Annotated in this window: 21 protein-coding genes; 20 read left to right on the top strand and 1 reads right to left on the bottom strand. The window is 47.2% G+C overall.

Annotated features, from left to right (window positions below; all coding sequences use genetic code 11):
• Positions 1-24: 24 nt before the first annotated feature.
• The 17 genes from VK958_RS06860 to VK958_RS13965 all read left to right on the top strand — a co-directional run bounded on the left by VK958_RS06860 (position 25) and on the right by VK958_RS13965 (position 17,240).
• The gene (locus VK958_RS06860; RefSeq protein WP_325240101.1) at positions 25-873 is read left to right on the top strand and encodes a ParB/RepB/Spo0J family partition protein; all 849 of its coding nucleotides are present in this window, start codon (positions 25-27) and stop codon (positions 871-873) included.
• A 159-nt stretch (positions 874-1,032) separates the two neighbouring features.
• On the top strand, positions 1,033-1,425 hold the full coding sequence (locus VK958_RS06855) for an ATP synthase subunit I (protein ID WP_325240099.1): 393 nt from the start codon (positions 1,033-1,035) through the stop codon (positions 1,423-1,425).
• A 28-nt stretch (positions 1,426-1,453) separates the two neighbouring features.
• Complete coding sequence (gene atpB / locus VK958_RS06850) at positions 1,454-2,329, top strand: F0F1 ATP synthase subunit A (protein ID WP_325240097.1); 876 nt, start codon at positions 1,454-1,456, stop codon at positions 2,327-2,329.
• Positions 2,330-2,388: 59 nt separating this feature from the next.
• Positions 2,389-2,655 carry a F0F1 ATP synthase subunit C gene (gene atpE, locus VK958_RS06845; protein ID WP_055830697.1) on the top strand — a complete coding sequence of 89 codons (267 nt, stop codon included), beginning with the start codon at positions 2,389-2,391 and terminating at the stop codon, positions 2,653-2,655.
• Between the two features lie 65 nt (positions 2,656-2,720).
• Positions 2,721-3,191 carry a F0F1 ATP synthase subunit B gene (locus tag VK958_RS06840; RefSeq protein WP_325240095.1) on the top strand — a complete coding sequence of 157 codons (471 nt, stop codon included), beginning with the start codon at positions 2,721-2,723 and terminating at the stop codon, positions 3,189-3,191.
• 9 nt (positions 3,192-3,200) lie between these two features.
• Positions 3,201-3,737 carry a F0F1 ATP synthase subunit delta gene (locus VK958_RS06835; RefSeq protein WP_325240093.1) on the top strand — a complete coding sequence of 179 codons (537 nt, stop codon included), beginning with the start codon at positions 3,201-3,203 and terminating at the stop codon, positions 3,735-3,737.
• A gap of 16 nt (positions 3,738-3,753) precedes the next feature.
• The gene (atpA, locus tag VK958_RS06830; RefSeq protein WP_325240091.1) at positions 3,754-5,295 is read left to right on the top strand and encodes a F0F1 ATP synthase subunit alpha; all 1,542 of its coding nucleotides are present in this window, start codon (positions 3,754-3,756) and stop codon (positions 5,293-5,295) included.
• Positions 5,296-5,324: 29 nt separating this feature from the next.
• Positions 5,325-6,194, top strand: a complete 870-nt coding sequence (gene atpG, locus VK958_RS06825) for a F0F1 ATP synthase subunit gamma (RefSeq protein ID WP_325240089.1) — start codon at positions 5,325-5,327, stop codon at positions 6,192-6,194.
• Between the two features lie 77 nt (positions 6,195-6,271).
• Positions 6,272-7,726 carry a F0F1 ATP synthase subunit beta gene (atpD, locus tag VK958_RS06820; RefSeq protein WP_325240088.1) on the top strand — a complete coding sequence of 485 codons (1,455 nt, stop codon included), beginning with the start codon at positions 6,272-6,274 and terminating at the stop codon, positions 7,724-7,726.
• Positions 7,727-7,800: 74 nt separating this feature from the next.
• Positions 7,801-8,226, top strand: coding sequence for a F0F1 ATP synthase subunit epsilon (locus VK958_RS06815; protein ID WP_325240086.1), 426 nt, complete (start codon positions 7,801-7,803; stop codon positions 8,224-8,226).
• 112 nt (positions 8,227-8,338) lie between these two features.
• Positions 8,339-9,709 (top strand): bifunctional UDP-N-acetylglucosamine diphosphorylase/glucosamine-1-phosphate N-acetyltransferase GlmU, encoded by a 1,371-nt coding sequence (gene glmU / locus VK958_RS06810; protein ID WP_325240085.1) that lies wholly within the window; start codon positions 8,339-8,341, stop codon positions 9,707-9,709.
• Positions 9,710-9,713: 4 nt separating this feature from the next.
• The gene (glmS, locus tag VK958_RS06805) at positions 9,714-11,549 is read left to right on the top strand and encodes a glutamine--fructose-6-phosphate transaminase (isomerizing) (RefSeq protein WP_325240083.1); all 1,836 of its coding nucleotides are present in this window, start codon (positions 9,714-9,716) and stop codon (positions 11,547-11,549) included.
• A 114-nt stretch (positions 11,550-11,663) separates the two neighbouring features.
• A complete protein-coding gene (locus VK958_RS06800) occupies positions 11,664-12,884 on the top strand; it encodes an EAL and HDOD domain-containing protein (protein WP_325240081.1) in 1,221 nt (406 codons plus the stop codon).
• Between the two features lie 116 nt (positions 12,885-13,000).
• Positions 13,001-13,462, top strand: a complete 462-nt coding sequence (locus tag VK958_RS06795) for an Hsp20 family protein (protein WP_325240079.1) — start codon at positions 13,001-13,003, stop codon at positions 13,460-13,462.
• Between the two features lie 143 nt (positions 13,463-13,605).
• Entirely contained in the window at positions 13,606-15,270 is a 1,665-nt protein-coding gene (gene ettA, locus VK958_RS06790) for an energy-dependent translational throttle protein EttA (protein ID WP_325240077.1), read from the top strand.
• A gap of 97 nt (positions 15,271-15,367) precedes the next feature.
• Positions 15,368-16,630 (top strand): type II toxin-antitoxin system HipA family toxin, encoded by a 1,263-nt coding sequence (locus VK958_RS06785; protein WP_325240075.1) that lies wholly within the window; start codon positions 15,368-15,370, stop codon positions 16,628-16,630.
• Positions 16,623-17,240 (top strand): DUF1508 domain-containing protein, encoded by a 618-nt coding sequence (locus VK958_RS13965; RefSeq protein WP_325240073.1) that lies wholly within the window; start codon positions 16,623-16,625, stop codon positions 17,238-17,240. Before VK958_RS06785 ends, VK958_RS13965 begins: the two co-directional genes overlap by 8 nt.
• A 32-nt stretch (positions 17,241-17,272) precedes the next feature.
• On the opposite strand, the gene VK958_RS06775 is transcribed toward VK958_RS13965, so the two are convergent.
• Complete coding sequence (locus VK958_RS06775; RefSeq protein WP_325240071.1) at positions 17,273-18,079, bottom strand: SDR family oxidoreductase; 807 nt, start codon at positions 18,077-18,079, stop codon at positions 17,273-17,275.
• 60 nt (positions 18,080-18,139) lie between these two features.
• Here VK958_RS06775 and VK958_RS06770 point away from each other — a divergent pair, with 60 nt between their 5' ends.
• The 3 genes from VK958_RS06770 (at position 18,140) to VK958_RS06760 (ending at position 20,976) form a co-directional block, all read left to right on the top strand.
• Entirely contained in the window at positions 18,140-18,514 is a 375-nt protein-coding gene (locus tag VK958_RS06770) for a DUF6394 family protein (RefSeq protein ID WP_055830719.1), read from the top strand.
• A gap of 10 nt (positions 18,515-18,524) precedes the next feature.
• Positions 18,525-20,219, top strand: a complete 1,695-nt coding sequence (locus VK958_RS06765; protein ID WP_325240066.1) for a potassium channel family protein — start codon at positions 18,525-18,527, stop codon at positions 20,217-20,219.
• A gap of 181 nt (positions 20,220-20,400) precedes the next feature.
• The gene (locus tag VK958_RS06760) at positions 20,401-20,976 is read left to right on the top strand and encodes a hypothetical protein (protein ID WP_325240064.1); all 576 of its coding nucleotides are present in this window, start codon (positions 20,401-20,403) and stop codon (positions 20,974-20,976) included.
• Position 20,977: the final 1 nt, after the last annotated feature.

The following is a 20,977-nucleotide window of genomic DNA, read 5'->3' as shown; positions in this document are numbered from 1 at the left end:
CATTCAATACAAGGAATCGGCAGTATGGTGAAGCTAAAAGGACTAGGACGCGGATTAGATGCATTGTTATCCGGTGATGTGGAAACTATCGCTCAATCGGATAGCTTACGCACGTTGCATGTCAGCCAGCTGCAGCCGGGTAAATATCAGCCACGGTCTTACATGAACGAAGAGGCCTTGCAAACCCTGGCAGACTCCATCAGTGCGCAAGGCATTATGCAGCCTATTCTGGTACGCGAGATTGCCGAAGATAAATTTGAAATTATTGCCGGTGAACGCCGCTGGCGTGCGTCACAAAAAGCCGGTTTGACAGAAGTGCCGGTGCTGGTACGCGATATTGCCGATGAAGCTGCTCTGGCAATGGCGCTGATTGAAAATATCCAGCGTGAAAACCTGAACCCGCTCGAAGAAGCCATGGGTATCAAGCGCCTGATTGATGAGTTCGATATGACGCATGAAAAAGCAGCAGAAGCGGTAGGCCGTTCCCGCGTGGCAGTTTCAAATTTACTCCGCTTGCTGACACTTACCCCGATGGTGCAGGACATGCTGCTGGATAACCAGATTGATATGGGGCATGCCCGTGCTTTAATCGGTGTTGAACCTGCTCAGCAAATTCTGTTAGCCAATAAAGTGGTACAAGACGGTTTATCAGTACGGGAAGTTGAGCGGCTAATGCAACAAGCGCCAGGTGCGAAAAAGAAAGCCCAGGAAAAAGTGCAGCCGGATATTGCTTCCTTGCAGACTGAATTAAGCGAACAGCTGGGTGCGGGCGTCAATATCAGTGCTAAAACCAACGGTTCGGGTGTGCTGAAATTAAGCTATGCAAATTTAGACCAGCTGGACGATTGGATAGCAAAACTCACTGGTAAATGAACAAAAGTTCCAGCGGAAAACAAAATTTTATCGGCGAAAACGATTTTTCCAGCACATTCAGATAGTTATGTTGTGCTGAGCGCTTGACTTCAAGCGTTGAATAATTCAAAATCTCGCGTCTTTGTAGTAATTTGCCTTGATTTTTAACATTCAAACCCCATGACCACCCCGGAAACCACTCAATCCGACGCGCAGATGTATCGCAATATGCTGCGCTGGCAAATGATGGCGACTGCGATAGTCATTGTAGCGGCGGTCCTGATTTCTGGCATTCCAGCAGGTATTTCGGCTTTGCTTGGCGGTGTAGCAGTCATTGTTGGTGCCTGGTTTGCTGCAAAAATTGCAGTGAGGGCGCAGGCAAAAGCAGATCCGACTGCAGTACTGTTGAATATGTTGAAGGCTGAGGCAGTGAAAATTCTGATTATCGCTATTTTGCTGTTCGCGATATTCAAGTTGTATCAATCGTTGGTGCCGTTTGCACTGATTGCCGGTTTGGCGGCCGCTGCCCTGTTCTCGGGTGCTGCCCTGGCAAAAGCGCAAACACCCGTGTAGACAAGATTATTTAAAATAGTTTGAGATTATGACAACCCAACACACACAACAAGCCGAGCACGCGCTGACTCCTTCCAGTTATATCCAGCACCATCTGGGATTCAATGCGCAATCTGTAGGTGATACCAGCTTCTGGACATTGCATGTGGATACGCTGGCGATGTCGGTCATTCTGGGTTTGGTGGTAATGGGTTTGGTATGGTTGGTTGCCCGCGGTGCGACTTCTGGCGTGCCTAGCAAAGGCCAGGCGTTTGTTGAATTGGTATTTGGTTTTATTGATGACCAGGTAAAAAATATTTTCCACGGTGATCGTCACAAGTTTATTGCGCCAACAGCGCTGACAGTGTTCCTGTGGGTATTTGCCATGAACGCCATGGACTTCCTGCCGGTAGATATTTTTGCAAAAGGAATTCATGCACTGGGTTTCGAACACTGGCGTGCAGTCCCTACTTCAGACATCAATACAACATTTGCCTTGGCCCTTGCGGTCTGGTTCCTGATGATTTTCTTCTCAATCAAAGCCAAAGGCCTGGGTGGCTGGATTCACGAATTGTTCTGTGCCCCTTTCGGTTCCGCCAAGTTTTTCAAACCAAAAAGCTTTCTTGGCTTTATTGGTCTCGTTTTAAGCCCTTTGTTGTTCGTCGCAAACTTCGCTTTTAACCTCATCGAATACGTTTCAAAACCACTTTCACACTCATTGCGTTTGTTCGGCAACATGTATGCCGGCGAAGTTATTTTCCTGTTGTTGGGCCTGTGGGCAGCCACCGGTGTAACAGGCGCAATCGCAGGGGCAATTCTGGGTGCTGGCTGGTCTATCTTCCACATCCTGATCGTGGCGTTGCAAGCATTTATCTTCATGATGTTGACTGTGGTGTATTTAGCCATGGCACATGAGTCGCACTAGTTTAAATTTTTAAGTTTGTAGTTGTTTTTATTTCTTTGACATAAGAGAGGTTATACATAATGGAAGCTTTAGCATTGATTCAGGCCTACACAGGCATTGGTATCGGTTTGATCATTGGTTTGGGTGCTGCAGGTGCCTGTATCGGTATTGGTATTATGTGTGCAAGTTTCCTTGAAGGTGCTGCACGTCAACCAGAAATGATTCCCGCATTGCAAGGTAAAGTATTCTTGCTGTTGGGTCTTATCGATGCGTCCTTCATTATCGGTGTTGGTTTGGCCATGATGTTTGCATTTGCAAACCCATTGTTGAGCGTTGTTGCACAGTAATTAACGCCAGGTAGGGTTTAAGTGTTGACTTAAGCCTTTCAACAACCCAGTAAGATGGATCAAAAATGAATATTAATTTCACACTCATCGCGCAAGCTATCGCATTTGCAGTGCTGATTTGGTTCACAGTGAAATTCGTCTGGCCACCGCTCTTAAAAGCGATTGAAACACGCCAAAAGGAAATCGCGGATGGTTTGGCTGCTGCACAAGAAGGCAGAAGTGCCCTGGAAGTAGCGGCTAAAAAATCTGACGCAACACTGAATGAAGCAAAACAAAAAGCAAGTGAGATCATTGGGCAAGCTGAAAAACGCGCTGCACAACTCATCGATGAAGCCAAGGTAAATGCCAAAGCTGAAGGTGATCGCATCATTGCTGGTGCCAAAGCCGAGATTGATCAGGAAGTGAACCGCGCAAAAGAAGGCCTGCGCGCTCAAGTTTCTACATTGGCTGTGGCCGGTGCTGAAAAAATCCTGCGCAAAGAGATCGACGCCAAAGCACATAGCGAAATGCTGACTAAACTTGCTGCGGAACTATAAGGATAATACATGGCTGAACTCTCAACCATTGCACGACCTTATGCTGTTGCCGCCTACAAGTTAGGCAAAGAAAAAAAGGCACTGGCAAAATGGTCTGAAATGTTGGCATTTGCTGCAGCTGTTGCTGCAGATGCGCAAATGAAAACTTTGATTGATAACCCCAAACTGGATGCAGCAAATATTGAAGCGGCATTCCTCAAGGTAAGTGGCGACAATCTTAATGATCATGGGCAAAACTTAATCAAGGTTCTGGTTGAGTATGGCCGTTTATCCTTATTGCCTGCCATTGCTGAAGCTTTTGAGGCTTTGAAGGCGCAAGATGAAGGCACGATGGACGCTCAAATCATTGCGGCTGCAAAACTGACAGCTGCACAGACTAAAGATTTGATCAAGCGTCTGGAAGCCAAGTTCGGCAAGAAAATTGAAGCAAGCGTTTCTGTAGATCCGGAAATCATCGGTGGCATCAAAATTATTGTTGGCGACACCGTCATCGACGCGTCTGTCCAAGGTCAGTTACAAAATTTAGCCTATACGCTCACAGCATAAGGCATAGGAGATTTAAATGCAGTTATCTACATCAGAGATTAGCGAGCTCATTAAGAGCCGTTTGGAAAACTTCTCTACTACCGCTGAAGCACGTACCCAGGGTACCGTGATTTCTGTGACGGATGGCATTGTGCGTATTCACGGTCTGTCTAATGTCATGGCTGGCGAGATGATTGAGTTTCCAGGCAACACATTTGGTCTGGCATTGAACCTGGAGCGTGACTCCGTAGGTGCCGTGGTACTGGGTGATTACGAGCACATCACCGAAGGTGACGTATGTAAATGTACCGGCCGTATTCTGGAAGTGCCGGTAGGTCCGGAACTGATTGGCCGTGTTGTGAACGCACTGGGTCAGCCTATTGATGGCAAAGGCCCGGTTAAAACCAAGTTGACCGACAAGATTGAAAAAATTGCACCAGGCGTGATTGCACGTAAGTCTGTATCACAACCAGTACAAACCGGTTTGAAGTCTATCGATTCCATGGTGCCGGTAGGCCGTGGTCAGCGTGAGTTGATCATTGGTGACCGTCAGACAGGTAAAACAGCTGTTGCAGTTGATGCAATCATCAATCAGAAGGGTCAGAACATGACCTGTATCTACGTAGCGATTGGTCAGAAAGCCTCTACCATTGCTAACGTGGTACGTAAACTGGAAGAGCACGGTGCGATGGCTTACACCATTATCGTGGCTGCTTCTGCTTCTGACTCTGCTGCACTGCAATTCCTGGCACCATATGCCGGTTGTACCATGGGCGAGTACTTCCGTGACCGCGGTGAAGATGCATTGATCGTTTACGATGATTTGTCCAAACAAGCGGTTGCTTACCGTCAAATCTCCCTGTTGCTGCGCCGCCCACCAGGCCGCGAAGCTTACCCTGGTGACGTGTTCTACATCCACTCACGTTTGCTGGAGCGTGCAGCGCGCGTAAATGAAGAGTACGTAGAAAAATTCACAGAAGGCAAAGTTAAAGGTAAAACAGGTTCTCTGACTGCATTGCCAGTGATTGAAACCCAGGCCGGTGACGTTTCAGCGTTCGTGCCAACCAACGTGATTTCAATTACCGATGGCCAGATCTTCCTGGAAACAGACTTGTTCAACGCAGGTGTGCGTCCAGCGATCAACGCCGGTATTTCCGTTTCACGCGTAGGTGGTGCTGCACAAACCAAGATCATCAAAAAACTGGGCGGTGGTGTACGTCTGGCTTTGGCGCAATATCGTGAACTGGCTGCATTTGCGCAGTTCGCTTCCGATCTGGACGAGGCAACCCGTAAACAGCTGGACCGCGGTCGTATGTTTACCGAGTTGATGAAACAGGCGCAATACTCACCATTGAGCGTAGCAACAATGGGCGTGAGCCTGTTTGCAGCAAACAAAGGATATTTTGACGACGTACCAACCAATAAAGTGCTGGCATTTGAAAACGCATTGCATGGTTTCTTGAACTCCAAGTACAAGAACATCATGGACGCGATTGATTCCAGCAAAGATCTGAGTGGTGATAACGAGAAAGCACTGGAAGCTGCGATTCAAGATTTCAAAGCAACCAACGCTTATTAATCTCTGACACTTCGACTTAGGAACCTAATATGGCAGGTAGTAAAGAGATCAGAACCAAGATCAAGAGTGTAGAAAATACACGCAAGATCACCAAGGCGATGGAGATGGTGGCCGCTTCTAAAATGCGTAAAGCGCAGGACAGAATGCGTGCTTCCCGCCCTTATGCGGATAAAATCCGTAATGTGGCGGCTCACCTTTCCTTTGCACAAGCTGAGTACAGGCATCCGTTTCTGATCAAACGTGATGTGGTGAAAAATATCGGTCTGATTGTGGTCAGTTCAGACAAAGGCCTGTGCGGTGGTTTGAATACCAACGTATTGCGTTTGTCCCTGAACCAGATGAAAGCCTGGGAAGCTGAAGGCAAAGGCATCAGCGTTAGCGCGATCGGTAACAAAGGCTATGGTTTCATGAACCGTATCGGCGCTCAGGTTAAATCGCATATCACAGGCCTGGGCGATACACCGCACCTGGAAAAACTGATCGGCAGCATCAAAGTGATGCTGGATGCTTATATCGCCGGTGAAATTGATCAGCTATACATCTGCTATACCAAGTTCATTAATACCATGAAGCAAGAGCCGACCATGCAGCAGTTGCTGCCATTGTCTGGTGAGCAACTGGGCAGCCCGAACGGCCATTGGGATTACATTTATGAGCCGGAAGCTAAACCAGTGGTGGATGAGCTGATGACGCGTTACATCGAGTCACTGATTTACAACGCAGTGGCTGAAAACATGGCATCTGAACAATCTGCCCGTATGGTGGCGATGAAATCTGCGTCCGACAATGCGAAGAGCGTGATTGGCGAATTGAAACTGGTATACAACAAAGCCCGTCAGGCTGCGATTACCAAAGAGATTTCAGAAATCGTTGGCGGTGCAGCGGCAGTTTCATCCTAAGGCGCATTTTAAACAAAAAGTTTAAAACGTAAGCAAAGAATTCAATTAGATCTGACTCATACAGTTAGGAAAAGAAAATGGCAAAGGCAAATCAAGCAGTAACAGATAAACAAGTAGGCACAGGTAAAGTGGTGCAGTGTATTGGCGCTGTGGTTGACGTGGAATTTCCACGCGATCAGATGCCTAAAGTATTCGATGCATTGATCATTGATGACCAAAACTCAAATGCAGAAGCAGGTTTAACACTTGAAGTGCAACAACAGCTGGGAGACGGCGTGGTACGTACCATCGCCATGGGTTCCTCAGACGGCCTGGCACGTGGTACAGCATTCAAAAATACTGGTGGTGCGATTTCTGTGCCGGTTGGTGAAGGTACTCTGGGCCGTATCATGGACGTATTGGGTCGCCCAATCGACGAAGTGGGTCCAATCGATTCTACAGAATTCCGTTCTATCCACCAGAAAGCCCCGGCTTTTGAAGAGCTGTCACCATCCGTTGACCTGCTGGAAACTGGTATCAAGGTGATTGACCTGGTTTGCCCGTTCGCTAAAGGCGGTAAAGTGGGTCTGTTCGGTGGTGCGGGTGTAGGTAAAACCGTAAACATGCTGGAACTGATCAACAACATCGCTAAGCAACACTCCGGCTTGTCTGTATTTGCCGGTGTAGGTGAGCGTACCCGTGAAGGTAACGACTTCTACCACGAGATGGCTGATGCTGGCGTGATCAAGCTGGACAACATGAAAGAGTCAAAAGTAGCGATGGTGTTCGGTCAGATGAACGAACCTCCAGGCAACCGTCTGCGCGTGGCTTTGTCAGGTTTGACCATGGCTGAAAAATTCCGTGACGAAGGCCGTGACGTGTTGTTCTTCGTCGACAACATCTACCGTTATACACTGGCCGGTACTGAAGTATCCGCGTTGCTGGGCCGTATGCCTTCTGCGGTGGGTTACCAACCTACCCTGGCTGATGAAATGGGCCGTCTGCAAGAGCGTATTACTTCAACTAAAGTGGGTTCTATTACTTCTATCCAAGCGGTTTACGTACCAGCGGATGACTTGACCGACCCATCACCAGCCACCACATTCCAGCATTTGGACTCCACAGTTGTGTTGTCACGTGACATTGCTTCCCTGGGTATCTACCCAGCAGTTGATCCACTGGATTCAACCTCACGTCAGCTGGATCCACTGGTTGTTGGTGAAGAGCATTACAACGTTGCACGTAGTGTTCAACAGACATTACAACGTTACAAAGAACTGCGCGATATTATTGCGATTCTGGGTATGGACGAACTGTCACCGGAAGACAAACTGGCAGTTGGCCGTGCACGTAAAATACAGCGCTTCCTGTCACAGCCTTTCCACGTGGCTGAAGTGTTTACAGGCGCGCCAGGTAAGTACGTACCACTGAAAGAAACCATCAAAGGCTTCAAAGCAATTGTTGCCGGCGAATACGATCACTTGCCAGAGCAAGCGTTTTACATGGTGGGTGGTATCGAAGAAGCTGTTGAGAAAGCTAAAACACTGAACTAATCATTTGTTATACAGGCAGGTGGTTTTCACCTGCTTGTTTAATGAGTTTTCAGTGAAATAGAAAAGAGAACATTATGGCAAATACTGTGCATATCGATGTAGTAAGCGCTGAAGAATCTATCTTCTCCGGCGAAGCTGAATTTGTCGTGGCCCCAGCAGGCGCTGGTGAAGTGGGTATTTACCCTAATCATGCACCAATGATTACCACCATTAAGCCAGGGGCTTTGCGTATCAAACAAACTGCTGATAAAGATGAAACCGTGATTTATATTTCTGGCGGCATGCTGGAAGTACAACCAGGTGTCATTACTGTGCTGGCAGATACGGCTATACGTGGTCAGGATCTGGACGAAGCCAAGGCAATTGCTGCAAAAGAAGCTGCAGAAGAGGCATTGAGAAATCGTGCTTCTGAAATCGACTATGCCGCAGCGCAAGCTGAACTGGCAGAAGCCGTGGCACAAATTCAGGCAATTCAAAAGTTGCGTAAGTCTGTACATTAAGCAGATTGCACACAAGATTACAGGCGACTCAAGAGTCGCCTTTTTTATTTCTTAACGAGCACGTTACTGTTTATGCATGCCGCCAGCATTTGTTCTGAGCTAAAATAACACTATGACTGACCTGAACATTATTATCCTGGCCGCCGGCAAAGGGACGCGTATGCGATCTGATTTGCCAAAGGTATTGCATGCAATCGGCGGCAAACCGATATTGCACCGTGTCATTGAAGCTGCACGGCAACTGAATCCACAAAAAATCATAGTTGTGTATGGTTTCGGTGGTGAGCAGGTGCAACAGCTAACGCCGGGTGAAGATTTGGAATGGGTATTGCAGGCAGAACAACTAGGCACTGGCCATGCGGTACAACAAGCCGTGCCCTTGCTGGGAGATAACGGTTCTACGTTGATACTGCTGGGAGATGTGCCCTTGGTCGATGTAGAAGCTTGCAAGCAAATGCTAGCGCAGGCAGATCAGCATCTGGTGGTTCAAACTTTCATCAAGGACGACCCAACCGGTTATGGTCGTATAGTGCGTAATGCCGATGAGCAAGTGCTAGCGATTGTTGAGCATAAAGATGCCAGCGAAGCGCAAAGAGCTATTCAAGAAGTGAATACCGGCATCATGGCTATGCCGAATGCACAATTAAAAAACTGGCTGTCACAAATATCTAACCACAACGCACAGAAAGAATATTATTTGACAGATATCATAGCGCTATCTGTGAGAGAGGGTCGAGCTGTGCTGCCGTATGTGGTCACAGATGGCTGGTCAGTGACGGGCATTAATTCCAAGCTTGATTTACATGATATCGAACGAGAATTCCAGAAACGTAAAGGCTACGCATTAATGACGCAAGGCGTGACTTTGCTGGATGCCAATCGTATTGATATTCGCGGAACATTAACTTGTGGCCGTGACGTCATCATTGATGTGAACTGCATTTTTGAAGGCGATGTGACGCTTGAAGATAATGTGCATATTGGCCCTCATTGCGTGATCAGGCAGGCCAGCATCGCAAAAGGGACCAAGGTCTCAGCATTTACACATATCGATGATGCGAATATTGGCGCAGAAAGTAGCATTGGCCCATTTGCGCGCTTGCGTCCAGGCACAAAGTTATCAGAAAAAACCCATATTGGTAACTTTGTAGAACTAAAAAATGCCCAGGTCGGCATTGGCAGTAAAGTAAATCATCTGAGTTATGTGGGTGATGCTGAGGTAGGTGCCAATGTAAACGTTGGTGCCGGTGTGATTACCTGTAATTATGATGGTGCGAACAAACATAAAACCATTATAGAAGATGATGTTTTCGTAGGGTCGGATACGCAACTGGTTGCGCCAGTCACGGTCGGAAAAGGCGCCACCATTGCTGCGGGTTCCACCATCACAAAAAATGTCCCGGCTGACACGCTGACCCTGTGTCGCGCAAGAGAGCAACGTTCAATTCAAGGATGGAAACGTCCACAAAAGGTGAAAAAATAAGCATATGTGTGGCATCGTCGGTGCGGTTGCAAACAGGAATATCGTTCCATTATTGATTGAGGGTTTGAGCCGTCTTGAGTATAGGGGCTACGATTCAGCAGGGATAGCGGTGCTGAACACTCGAATTGATCGTGTACGCTCGGTTGGGCGTGTAGCTGAACTTGAGAACAAAGCGCGGGGACTAGAGAGCCATATAGGTATCGGCCATACACGCTGGGCCACACATGGCGGCGTTACCGAGCAAAATGCGCATCCTCACGTTTCACCTGCGCAAGACAATGCACAGATTGCGGTTGTCCATAACGGCATTATCGAGAACCACGATGAGCAACGCGACCGCCTGATGGCTTTGGGATACCAGTTTTATTCACAGACCGACACTGAAGTGATTGCACATTTGGTGCACTATTATTATCAGCAGACCAAAGATCTGTTGAAAGCCGTACAGCAAGCGATTACCGAATTGACCGGAGCCTATGCCATCAGCGTAGTTGCATTGGATAATCCTGCGCAATTGGTGGTTGCCCGGTTAGGCTGCCCATTGTTGGTTGGTTTGGGCGAACAGGAAAATTTTGTTGCGTCTGATGTCTCAGCAGTGTTGTCAGCCACACGTAAAGTGATTTACCTCGAAGATGGTGATGTCGCGACCTTAAGCACCAGTGCCGTCGTCATTTATGACAGGCAAGGTGAAACCGTGCAACGTAAAGTGCATATGAGTGACGTTTCACTGGCCTCGCTGGAGCTTGGCCCTTACAGCCACTTTATGCAGAAAGAAATCCACGAACAACCACGCGCTATCAGCGATACAATCGAAGCGCTGATTGATGATGGTGCCTTTAGAAGTGAGTTGTTTGGCACATCTGCCGCAGAGATTTTCCAGCAGATCGACAGCGTATTGATCCTGGCAGCCGGTACCAGCTATTACGCAGGATTGACGGCAAAGTATTGGCTGGAAAGCATTGCCAGGATTCCAACATCTGTTGAAATTGCCAGTGAATACCGCTATCGCGTGTCAGTGCCTAATCCCAAACAGTTAGTAGTCACTATTTCGCAATCCGGTGAAACGCTTGATACCATGGAAGCGCTTAAGCATGCGCAGAAACTGGGGCATACGCATAGCCTTGCGATTTGTAATGTGCAGGAAAGCGCCATCCCGCGTGCGTCTTCATTGATTTTCTACACCCGTGCCGGTGCGGAGATTGGTGTCGCCAGTACCAAAGCGTTTACGACGCAACTGATTGCATTATTTGTGCTTTCAGTCACGTTAGCTAAAGAGCGTCATTTATTAACAGCAGAACAAGAGCAATCATATCTGACCGATTTGCGGCAATTAACCAGCAGCGTACAAATTGCCCTTAACCTGGAACCCCAGATTCGTGAATGGGCAGCAAAATTTGGTGATAAAGAGCATGCTTTATTCTTGGGTCGTGGCATACATTTCCCGATCGCGATGGAAGGTGCCCTCAAATTAAAGGAAATCTCTTATATCCATGCCGAAGCGTACCCGGCGGGTGAACTCAAGCACGGTCCGTTGGCGCTGGTCGACAGCAACATGCCAGTCGTGGTGATTGCACCTAATGATGCGCTGTTGGAGAAAGTGAAATCCAATATGCAGGAAGTGAAAGCGCGCGGCGGTGAGTTGTTCGTGTTTGCTGATGCGGATAGCCATTTCCATGGCTCCGAAGGCGTGCATGTGATTCGCACGCCACGCCATGTCGGTGTGTTATCACCGATATTGCATGTGATCCCGGTGCAGTTGCTGGCTTATCATGCTGCGCTATTGAAGGGCACGGATGTTGATAAGCCACGTAATCTGGCCAAGAGCGTCACAGTAGAATAAGACAAACCGTGAAAAGCCCCTGCAAATGGGGCTTTTTTTCCGATACGAAATAGATTGCTCTCAATTAGACTTGTTACCGGGCACTCAAAAGCGGTGCTAATTAGGAATGTAGTCATGACCACAACACATCAAAGTATTATTGGGCGCCAACCTATTGTTAATGATAAACAGGAAATCATTGGCTACGAGTTTTTTTTCAGGAAGGAGTCGGGTGGCAATGATAGGCCATTTGCAGAAGATATCCAGACCTGTGCCAGAATTCTGTCTACCACCATGGATGAAATGCATGAAAGCTGGTTACTAGGCCAGCAACTGGCATTTATCAATGTCGATCATGTGATGCTCAATAGTGAATTCCTGGAGTTGATGCCTGCCGAAAAGACGGTATTGGAAATCGTGCACCAGGTCGATATCACTCCGGAAACAATTACGCGCTGTGAGGCACTTAAAGCTGCCAAATTTAAAATTGCGCTGGATAACCCACAACGCCACCATCACCTGGAAGCTTTGATACCTTTGGCTGACTATATCAAGCTCGATATGCGCGACATCAGCATTGAAGAGGCCAAAACATGGCTGCGCAAATACCAAAAACCCACCTGCAAATTAATTGCAGAAAAAGTCGAGCAAAACGCCCAATTCAAAAACCTGCAAGAAGCAGGCTACCAGCACTTCCAGGGGTATTTTTATGCCAAACCGGAAAACCTGAATGCCAAGGTGATCAACCCCAGTTTTGAAGGGGTGCTGAATTTATTAAACCTGGTCAGCCAGGAAGCTGAAAATAAAGCGATTGAAAACGGTTTTAAGCGCGACACCACACTCAGCTACAAATTGCTGCGCTATATTAATTCGGTAGGTTTTGGTTTGTCGTGCGAAGTGCAATCCATCGGTCATGCCTTGACCATACTTGGACGTAACCAGCTCTATCGCTGGTTGACCTTGCTGATGGTCACCGCCGGTAACAACAGCACCTCCCCTGCCCTCATGAAAACCTCGATTACCCGTGGCCGCTTGACCGAACTACTGGGCGAGCCCTTTTTTGACAAGAAAGACCGCGATAACCTATTTGTAGTCGGCGTATTCTCCCTGCTGGATGTCATGTTGAAGGTACCGATGGAAGATATCCTGGAGAAGTTGCAATTGCCGGAGCCGATAGTGGATGCACTGACTAAACGCTCAGGTATTTTTGGTCCTTTCCTCAAGCTGACGGAAGCCTGTGAAGACGCAGACAGCAAAGAAATCCTGCACCTGGCAGAAATGCTGCAGCTTAACCCGGATAAAGTAAACCAGTGCCATATGGAAGCGTTGGCCTGGACTGAAAAACTGGGAGTTTAAAAACCGCAAACGATTCTCTTGAAAAAATAAAGCGAGTTCCCATATTGAAATCACAGATGCTTGGTGTTTGAGGTCTGTGAATCATGTTAATCGCTTAATTTTGAAAAGGATAAACTATGCGTACTTTTGATTTAACACCACTTTATCGTACCGCTATTGGCTTTGACCGTCTGGCTAAAATGCTCAACGACGGCCAGCGCAGTGAAAACGAAATCAGCTATCCCCCATATAATATCGAACTGGTCGATGAGAATGCTTACAAAATCGTCATGGCCATCGCCGGCTTCCAGTTAAATGAACTGGAAATCGAAACCGAACACCAGACTTTGCGCGTCACTGGCCGCAAAACAAAAAAAGAGCAGGAAACCACTTTCTTGCACCGTGGCATCGGCAACCGAGATTTTGAGCATAAATTCCAGTTGGCCGATCATGTGAAGGTGACAGGCGCCAATTTGGAAAACGGTTTGCTGAGCATTGACTTGGTGCGGGAAATCCCGGAAGCGTTGAAACCGCGCAAAATTGAAATTGCTACCCAAGTACAACCAAGCTCAACATTGCTTGAGCAAAAAGCCGCCTGACCGCTGCGTTAAGTAAAAGGGCCCGTCGGGCCTTTTTTCATGTGCGCATGCTGAATCACAAGATTCGACTGCGTTTAGCCGAGCGCAGTTGGGAGATGCGTATTAAAATACGTTTTTAGAATTTTTGAAGGCTTGTAAATCTTATGGCCCAATATGTCATGTCTATGCTCCGTGTGAGCAAAATCGTGCCACCCAAACGGCAAATCATTAAAAACATTTCCCTGTCATTCTTCCCAGGGGCCAAGATTGGCTTGTTGGGTTTGAACGGCTCCGGCAAGTCGACCGTATTGCGTATCATGGCCGGTGCCGATAAAGAATATGAAGGTGAAGTGCAGTGGCAGCCCAATCTGTCGATTGGTTATTTGCCGCAAGAGCCGGAGCTTGATCCTGAAAAAACGGTGCGACAGGAAGTGGAGTCCGGCCTGGGTGCCGTGATGGAAGCCAAGCAAAAGCTGGAAGAAATCTATGCTGCCTATGCCGAGCCGGATGCGGATTTTGACAAGCTGGCTGAAGAACAGGCTAAATATGAAAATATCCTCACTGCCAGTGGCAGTGATCTTGAACAACAACTGGAAATCGCCGCCGATGCTTTGCGTTTGCCACCGTGGGATGCCAAGATAGGTCCGCTGTCTGGCGGTGAAAAACGCCGGGTTGCTTTGTGTAAACTACTGCTTTCTAAACCAGATATGCTGTTGCTGGATGAGCCGACCAACCATCTGGATGCTGAGTCAGTGGATTGGTTAGAGCAGTTTTTAGTACGCTTTCCCGGCACTGTGGTTGCAGTCACGCATGACCGTTATTTCCTGGATAATGCCGCTGAATGGATACTTGAGCTGGATCGCGGCGAAGGCATTCCTTGGAAAGGCAATTACTCTAACTGGCTGGAGCAAAAAGAAGACCGTTTAGCCGGAGAGCAAAAACAGGAAGATGCGCATCGCAAAGCCATGAAACAAGAGCTGGAGTGGGTGCGCCAAGGTGCCAAAGCCCGCCAGTCCAAGAGCAAGGCACGTCTGGCTCGTTATGAAGAAATGTCCAGCGTTGAGTATCAGCGCCGCAACGAAACCCAGGAGATATTTATTCCCCCGGGTGAACGCCTGGGCAACCAGGTCATCGAGTTCAATCATGTATCCAAAGGTTTTGGCGACCGCCTGCTGATCGATAACCTGTCTTTCAGTTTCCCTCCCGGTGCGATCGTAGGCGTGATCGGCCCTAACGGTGCCGGTAAATCTACTTTGTTCCGGATGTTGCAAGGCCAGGAGCAGCCTGATAGCGGCGAGATCATTACCGGACCTACCGTGAAATTAGCGGCTGTAGATCAAAGTCGCGAAGGCTTGGATAATAACAAAACGGTATTTGATGTGATTTCAGGTGGCCTGGATATGCTGAATGTTGGCAAATTTGAAATGCCAAGCCGCGCTTACATTGGGCGTTTTAACTTTAAAGGCGGTGACCAGCAGAAAATCGTTGGTCAACTTTCAGGAGGTGAGCGAGGCCGTTTGCATCTGGCAAAGACGCTGATTTCCGGTGCTAACGTGTTGCTGCTGGATGAACCATCTAACGACCTGGATGTGGAAACCCTGCGCGCGTTGGAAGACGCCTTGCTGGAGTTTTCCGGTTGCGTACTGGTGACCTCGCATGACCGCTGGTTCCTGGACCGTATCGCGACACACATCCTGGCAGCTGAAGGAGACTCGCAATGGACGTTCTTCAACGGTAACTATCAGGAATATGAAGCTGACAAGAAAAAACGCCTGGGCGAAGAAGGCGCCAAACCCAAGCGCATCCGCTATAAACCGATTGCACGTTAAAAACTTATTGATTATCTGTACTTCGACTTAATGACTATTAAAATGGATAATATGTATCGTTGACGAATGCTAGTTTATTTATTATAGTGATTAAAGTATGAAAAACAGCATTGTTGAGATTTATATTGATGGGCAGTGGATACCTGCTGCAGAGATTTATATTCTAGGCGAAACTGTTAAGTTTGAGTATGTGCCGCATTATGCATTTGGCGATAATCCGCTGCCTGTTTCCTTGGCACTTCCGATTTCTGAACCTTTTCCTAACTTAGATGGACAAGTCCCGTCATTTCTTTACGACCTAGTGCCACAAGGATTAGGTCGTAAATATCTGATTGAAGAGGCAAATCGTAATGGCTTGCCAACTTCAGATATTGCACTTGCTCAAATAGGGGCTTTTAATCCCATTGGCAATATTAGAATTGATACAGCTGTAACTTTCTTTGATCAATGGAAAAAGCGTAATGTTGTCACTATGCCTTCCGGATTCGATAAAAAAGACATTGTTCAACGTAGTGAAGAGTTTGTCAGTCATATTTGGATGCATGCAATGCTGACTGCAGGTACTACAGGTGTGCAAGGGGCCGCACCTAAGTTTCTGTTAACTCAGGATTATGAAGGTTTATTTCATGCAGACTCTGCACTTTCGGATGAGCGCTCTCTGAAACATTGGCTTGTGAAGTTACCTAGAGGGAAAACACAAATAGATTTAGACATTCTTAGGATTGAATCAATTTATCAAAAAATTGCCTCTTTAATTGGACTGCGTACATTTGGGCAATGTGAATTCATTGGCAATATGATGTTTTTTGAGAGATTTGACCGTGAAGTGGATAATCAAAACAATAAAGTAACCCGAGTGCATCAAGAAAGTTTGCTGGCGGCAGCAGGCATTTCTGGGTTTCCAAGTAATGTATCTTTATTTACGCTTACAAATACCATAATTAAACATGCGACTAACCCTGTGGCAGAGGCAGCTGAGTTTATTAAAAGAGAATTTCTAAATAGGGCTTTAGGAAATACTGATAATCACGGCCGGAATACTGCATTGCAGATATTATCGAATGGAATTGTACAATTGACGCCTCTGTATGATTGCGCGCCAATGTTTAGAGACCCAGAGATGATACCTCGTAGTTGCCGATGGATTATTGATGGGTACGAAATTAATAAACTTTCTGAGATACTCAATCATTTAGACCTTTCTGATGAAGCGAAATCAATTTTGCATCAGAGCATATTAAGTTTTGCGAATATTTTTGACGATTTACCATATCTTTTAAAAGAGCATGAACTAGAAGATGAGTGGTTAAACTTATTGGTTAGCCGCATTAATTCAGCAAAGGAACTAATAAGTGGATAAAAGAATTAAAAAAATCGACTATGGTGAGGAAAGAAAGTTACGTATCTCCTTTTTTGAGGATATAAAGAATCAAAAAATCAGCTTAACTGAAGCGGTAAGAGTTATGCGACAAATGACCAAATTAACTCAACCAGAGTTTGCAAAGCATAGAGGTCTTTCGGTGCAAGCACTCAGACAAATTGAATCAGGGGTGGGTAATCCCCAGATAGATACATTGAATAAATTAGGTGAAGCGTTTGGTTTGGAGGTCGGATTTGTACAAAAAAAATACCCTGCAGCAGGTTGGTTTGAACTGACAAAAAGTGAGGAAAATGGGCAATTCAGTTTTGCACTTAAAGCAGGCAACGGGGAACAAATTCTAAAAAGCGAGCAATACACTACAAAGGCTGCAGCGTCGAATGGTATCGAATCTGTGCGTACGAATAGCCCGAAAGATGAGCGCTATCAAAAACTGACAGCTAAAAATGGGAATCCATATTTTAATCTGCTCGCAGCGAACAGCCAGATTATCGGCACTAGCCAGATGTATTCTTCTGAGGCGTCGCGCGATGGCGGAATCGCGTCGGTGAAAAATAATGGACAAACAGACACTGTCAAAGACTTAACCTGATCAGTTTTTGATCAGACCTGTTGGTTACCAGTTTAAAGCCTCGCCTTATGCGGGGCTTTTTTCATGATCAAATCCCACAAGCCAGCAGGCAATACACGCATGAGACTAGTGACGATCCCCATTTGCCAGGGAATCACGCTGAATCGGCTTTGTCTGGCGATTACTTTGATGGCTTTGTCGGCAAACACATCCACGTCCATCAAGAATGGCATAGGATAGGTATTGATATCTGTCATCGGGGTGCGGATATAACCCGGAGCAATGGTGGTGACGGAAATATTGTGTAATTGCATTTCGACTCGCAAGCTCTCCAGGTAAGTGATCGCCGCTGCCTTGCTCGCGCTGTACGCGCCTGAGCCCGGCAAGCCGCGTATGCCCGCTACGCTGGCTATGCCCACCAATTGCGCACATTCGCCTTGCCTGGCTGCTGTTTTCATGGCGGCGATAAACGGCTGGAAGGTGTGCACTAATCCCATGACGTTTGTATCAAAAACAGCCTGAAAGGCCGGGATATCTTCTGCATGTTCCGTCAGTGTGCCACGGCTGACCCCGGCATTGCCGATGACAATGTGTGGTGTTCCCACCTTGGTGAGAAAGTCCTCTGCGATGCTTTGCACACGCGTTGCATCCCGCACATCGGCAACATAGCAGTAAGCCTGGCAACCAAGCGCTGCCACATGGGCCTGTAACAATGTGAGTGCAGACTGGTTACGTCCTAGCAGTGCCAGCGTACATTGCGCGCCATGCTGGCGTGCATAGGCGGTAGCCAATGCTTTTCCTATGCCGCTGGTAGCGCCGGTAATCAGGACGCGAAGTTGAGGAGGTGCTGGTGGTTGCATAAAAGTTACAGAAAAAAATGGTTGGGTTAGAATGCCATAAAACAATGAGAGGGAACACGTATGAATCTGGAAAAAGTAATATTTGGCTTTTTTATTATTTTGGCCATGACACTCAACTTTGGTTTTTTTGTCGGGCAAATTGATAATCCCCAACACCATTTGCATTATGAGTTGTATGCGGCCATCGTAGTCAATTTGATCGCTACCGTGCTCAAGTTTGGTGACCGTACACAGATTGGGGCCATTCACCTGGCGACCAGCCTGGTGGCCGATCTGCAGCTGATCGCCGCCGCTATCATCTGGACCGCAGCCGGTACCCAGTCCGCAGCGCCGGAAGTGATCGTCGGCGTTGTGTCATTGTCGGGTGGTGCTTTCCTGGCCAATATCACATCAGTGATTTTACTGATCTACGAAACCGTCACCCTGCGTCGCTAGTCTCCCAGCAATGAACCTCAATCAGATTATTTTCCTGATTCTGCGGCGCATGCGCGCGCCGCTGTTGATGGTGATTATCAGCTACGCCATCGCGCTGATCGGGTTTGTGCTGATTACTGGGATTGATGATCAAGGCCGGCCTTATCACCTGAGCTTTTTCGATGCATTTTATATCCTGAGCTATACCGCCACCACTATCGGTTTTGGTGAAATTCCTTATGCATTCACGGGTCATCAACGCATGTGGATGACCTTCTCCATTTATTTCACAGTGATTGCCTGGTTCTATGCCATCGGGGCGATTATTGGCTTGTTCCAGGAGGCTTCCCTACAGCAGGCGATCAAAACCGCCCGGTTCCAGCGCGATGTCTGTAACCTGATGGAGCCTTTTTACCTGATTTGCGGCTATGGTGAAACCGGTAGCGAGCTGGTACGCGCGCTGGATAAAAATGAGCTACGGGTAGTGGTACTTGAAATCAATCCAGAACGGATAAATGAACTTGGCATGAATGAATACCAGTTCTATGTGCCCCATCTGTGTGCAGATGCGAAAATGTCAGAAGTGTTGCTCTATGCCGGGATCAAAAATCCTATGTGCAAGGGTGTGGCGGCATTAACCGATGACGATCATGCCAACCTCGCCATTTCAGTGGCGGTGAAATTGATCAAACCAGAGCTGCCGGTGCTGGCCCGGGTAGAAAATGATGTGGTGGCGGCCAACATGGCATCATTCGGCACCGACCATATTATTAATCCCTACAAGATTTTTGGTGAGCATTTAGCGATGCGCTTGAATGCGCTGGGCACTTACCTGTTGCATGAATGGCTGACCAGGGCACCGGGGGATGCGATTGAACCTCCAGCCGCGATCCCTAAAGGCAAGTGGATTGCCTGTGGCTTTGGCCGTTTCGGGAAATCGGTAGTCAATAGCCTGCAAAAGGGTGTGGCGGATGTCACCATTATTGAAGCAGATCCTAAAGGTACCCAATGCGAACACTGTATTGTCGGCAGCGGCGTAGAGTCACATATCCTGCAGCAAGCAGGTGTGGAACAGGCTGTTGGCATTGTGGCTGGGACTGACAATGATATTAATAACCTCTCTATCGTCATGACCGCGCAGGAAGTGAATCCGGAATTATTTGTGATCATCCGCAAAAACAAGCGCCACAACGATCCCTTGTTCCAGCACTTTAATGCTGATATCACCATGCAGCCGAGTGACGTGATTGCGCATACCTGTCTGTCTTATATGGTTTCACCGATGCTGGCTGAATTCCTCGCGACTGCGCGGCACCAAACCAATGCCTGGGCCAATGCAGTGATTGCGCAACTGGTTTCCAAATTAGGCGAGCAGGTGCCCGATACCTGGGATATCACGATAGGAAACGAGATGGCTTTTGCCGTGTGTGCGTTAATGCAGCAAGGGTTGCAGCCTTCACTCAAACATCTGGTGATGAGCCCATCCGGCAAGCGACACGAAATGCCGGTGGTGCCATTGATGCTGGTGCGTGGCGAACAAAAATCCATGTTGCCTGAGCTTTCTACACCATTACAAATTGGCGACAAAATCTTGTGTTGCGGTATGGACCAGGCTAAATCCATACAACGTTATGTGATGCATGACATCAAAACCTTGCATTACATCGTCACTGGCACCGAAATGCCAGAAACCTGGATAGGTCGCTGGTTAAAATCAAAAAATTAAAGTTTTAAAAATCCACAATGTAAAATTAATATGGGGAAGTTTTGTCAAATTCACAAAGAATTCACACCCATCAGATTTAAATTTTCGGCATGATTGAATTTTTGCTGAAACAAATAATAGCAACATCTCCGCACCGAGTGCGTTTCCAAAGTGGAGATCGTTCCTGAATTTTGAAAGCTGTATGACCGAGTTACTGATAACCTCCGCCAAGGGTGCGCTTAAAACCCAACCTGTTTTTCTGCTTATCATCCTATTGAGTTTGACGGTGGCGAGTTATCTGAATAAAGGATTCAATAGCATTACACAATCACTACTTTTTATTGCAGTAGTGCTTATTACCTACAAGTTGCGGCGGTGGCATATAGACTCCAAAAAGCAAGTCTTGATCAATAAAGCCAGCAGGGAAATAGAAGTGATTACTTATACTATTTTTGGCACTCGGCTTCATAAACGCTATCCAATTATGTATTTCGGCGCTATCAGATCTTATATTTCATTAGGTAATAGAGCGAAAAATGTGGTCGAACTCGTCACTAATGATGGTGCCCGTAGTTTGCACCTAACGGCTTTTTTATCGAATGGTGCCAGGAAATTCTGGTCGTCTAAACTTGAAACTGAAAATCCTGAAGCGGCAAATTTAGTCACTACGGTTGCCAGTTTTATCCCTGTGCAAAACCAGGGATTTGTTGGGCATCATATTGGCAAGCTGCCAGTAGAAAAAGCCAGAAATAGCTTCTTTAAAAAGATATTCAAATGAT

Source organism: Methylophilus sp., from assembly GCF_035460085.1.
Taxonomy (GTDB): Bacteria; Pseudomonadota; Gammaproteobacteria; order Burkholderiales; family Methylophilaceae; genus Methylophilus.
Note: the sequence above shows the minus strand (reverse complement) of the source record. Positions and strands in the feature narration are given on the sequence as shown.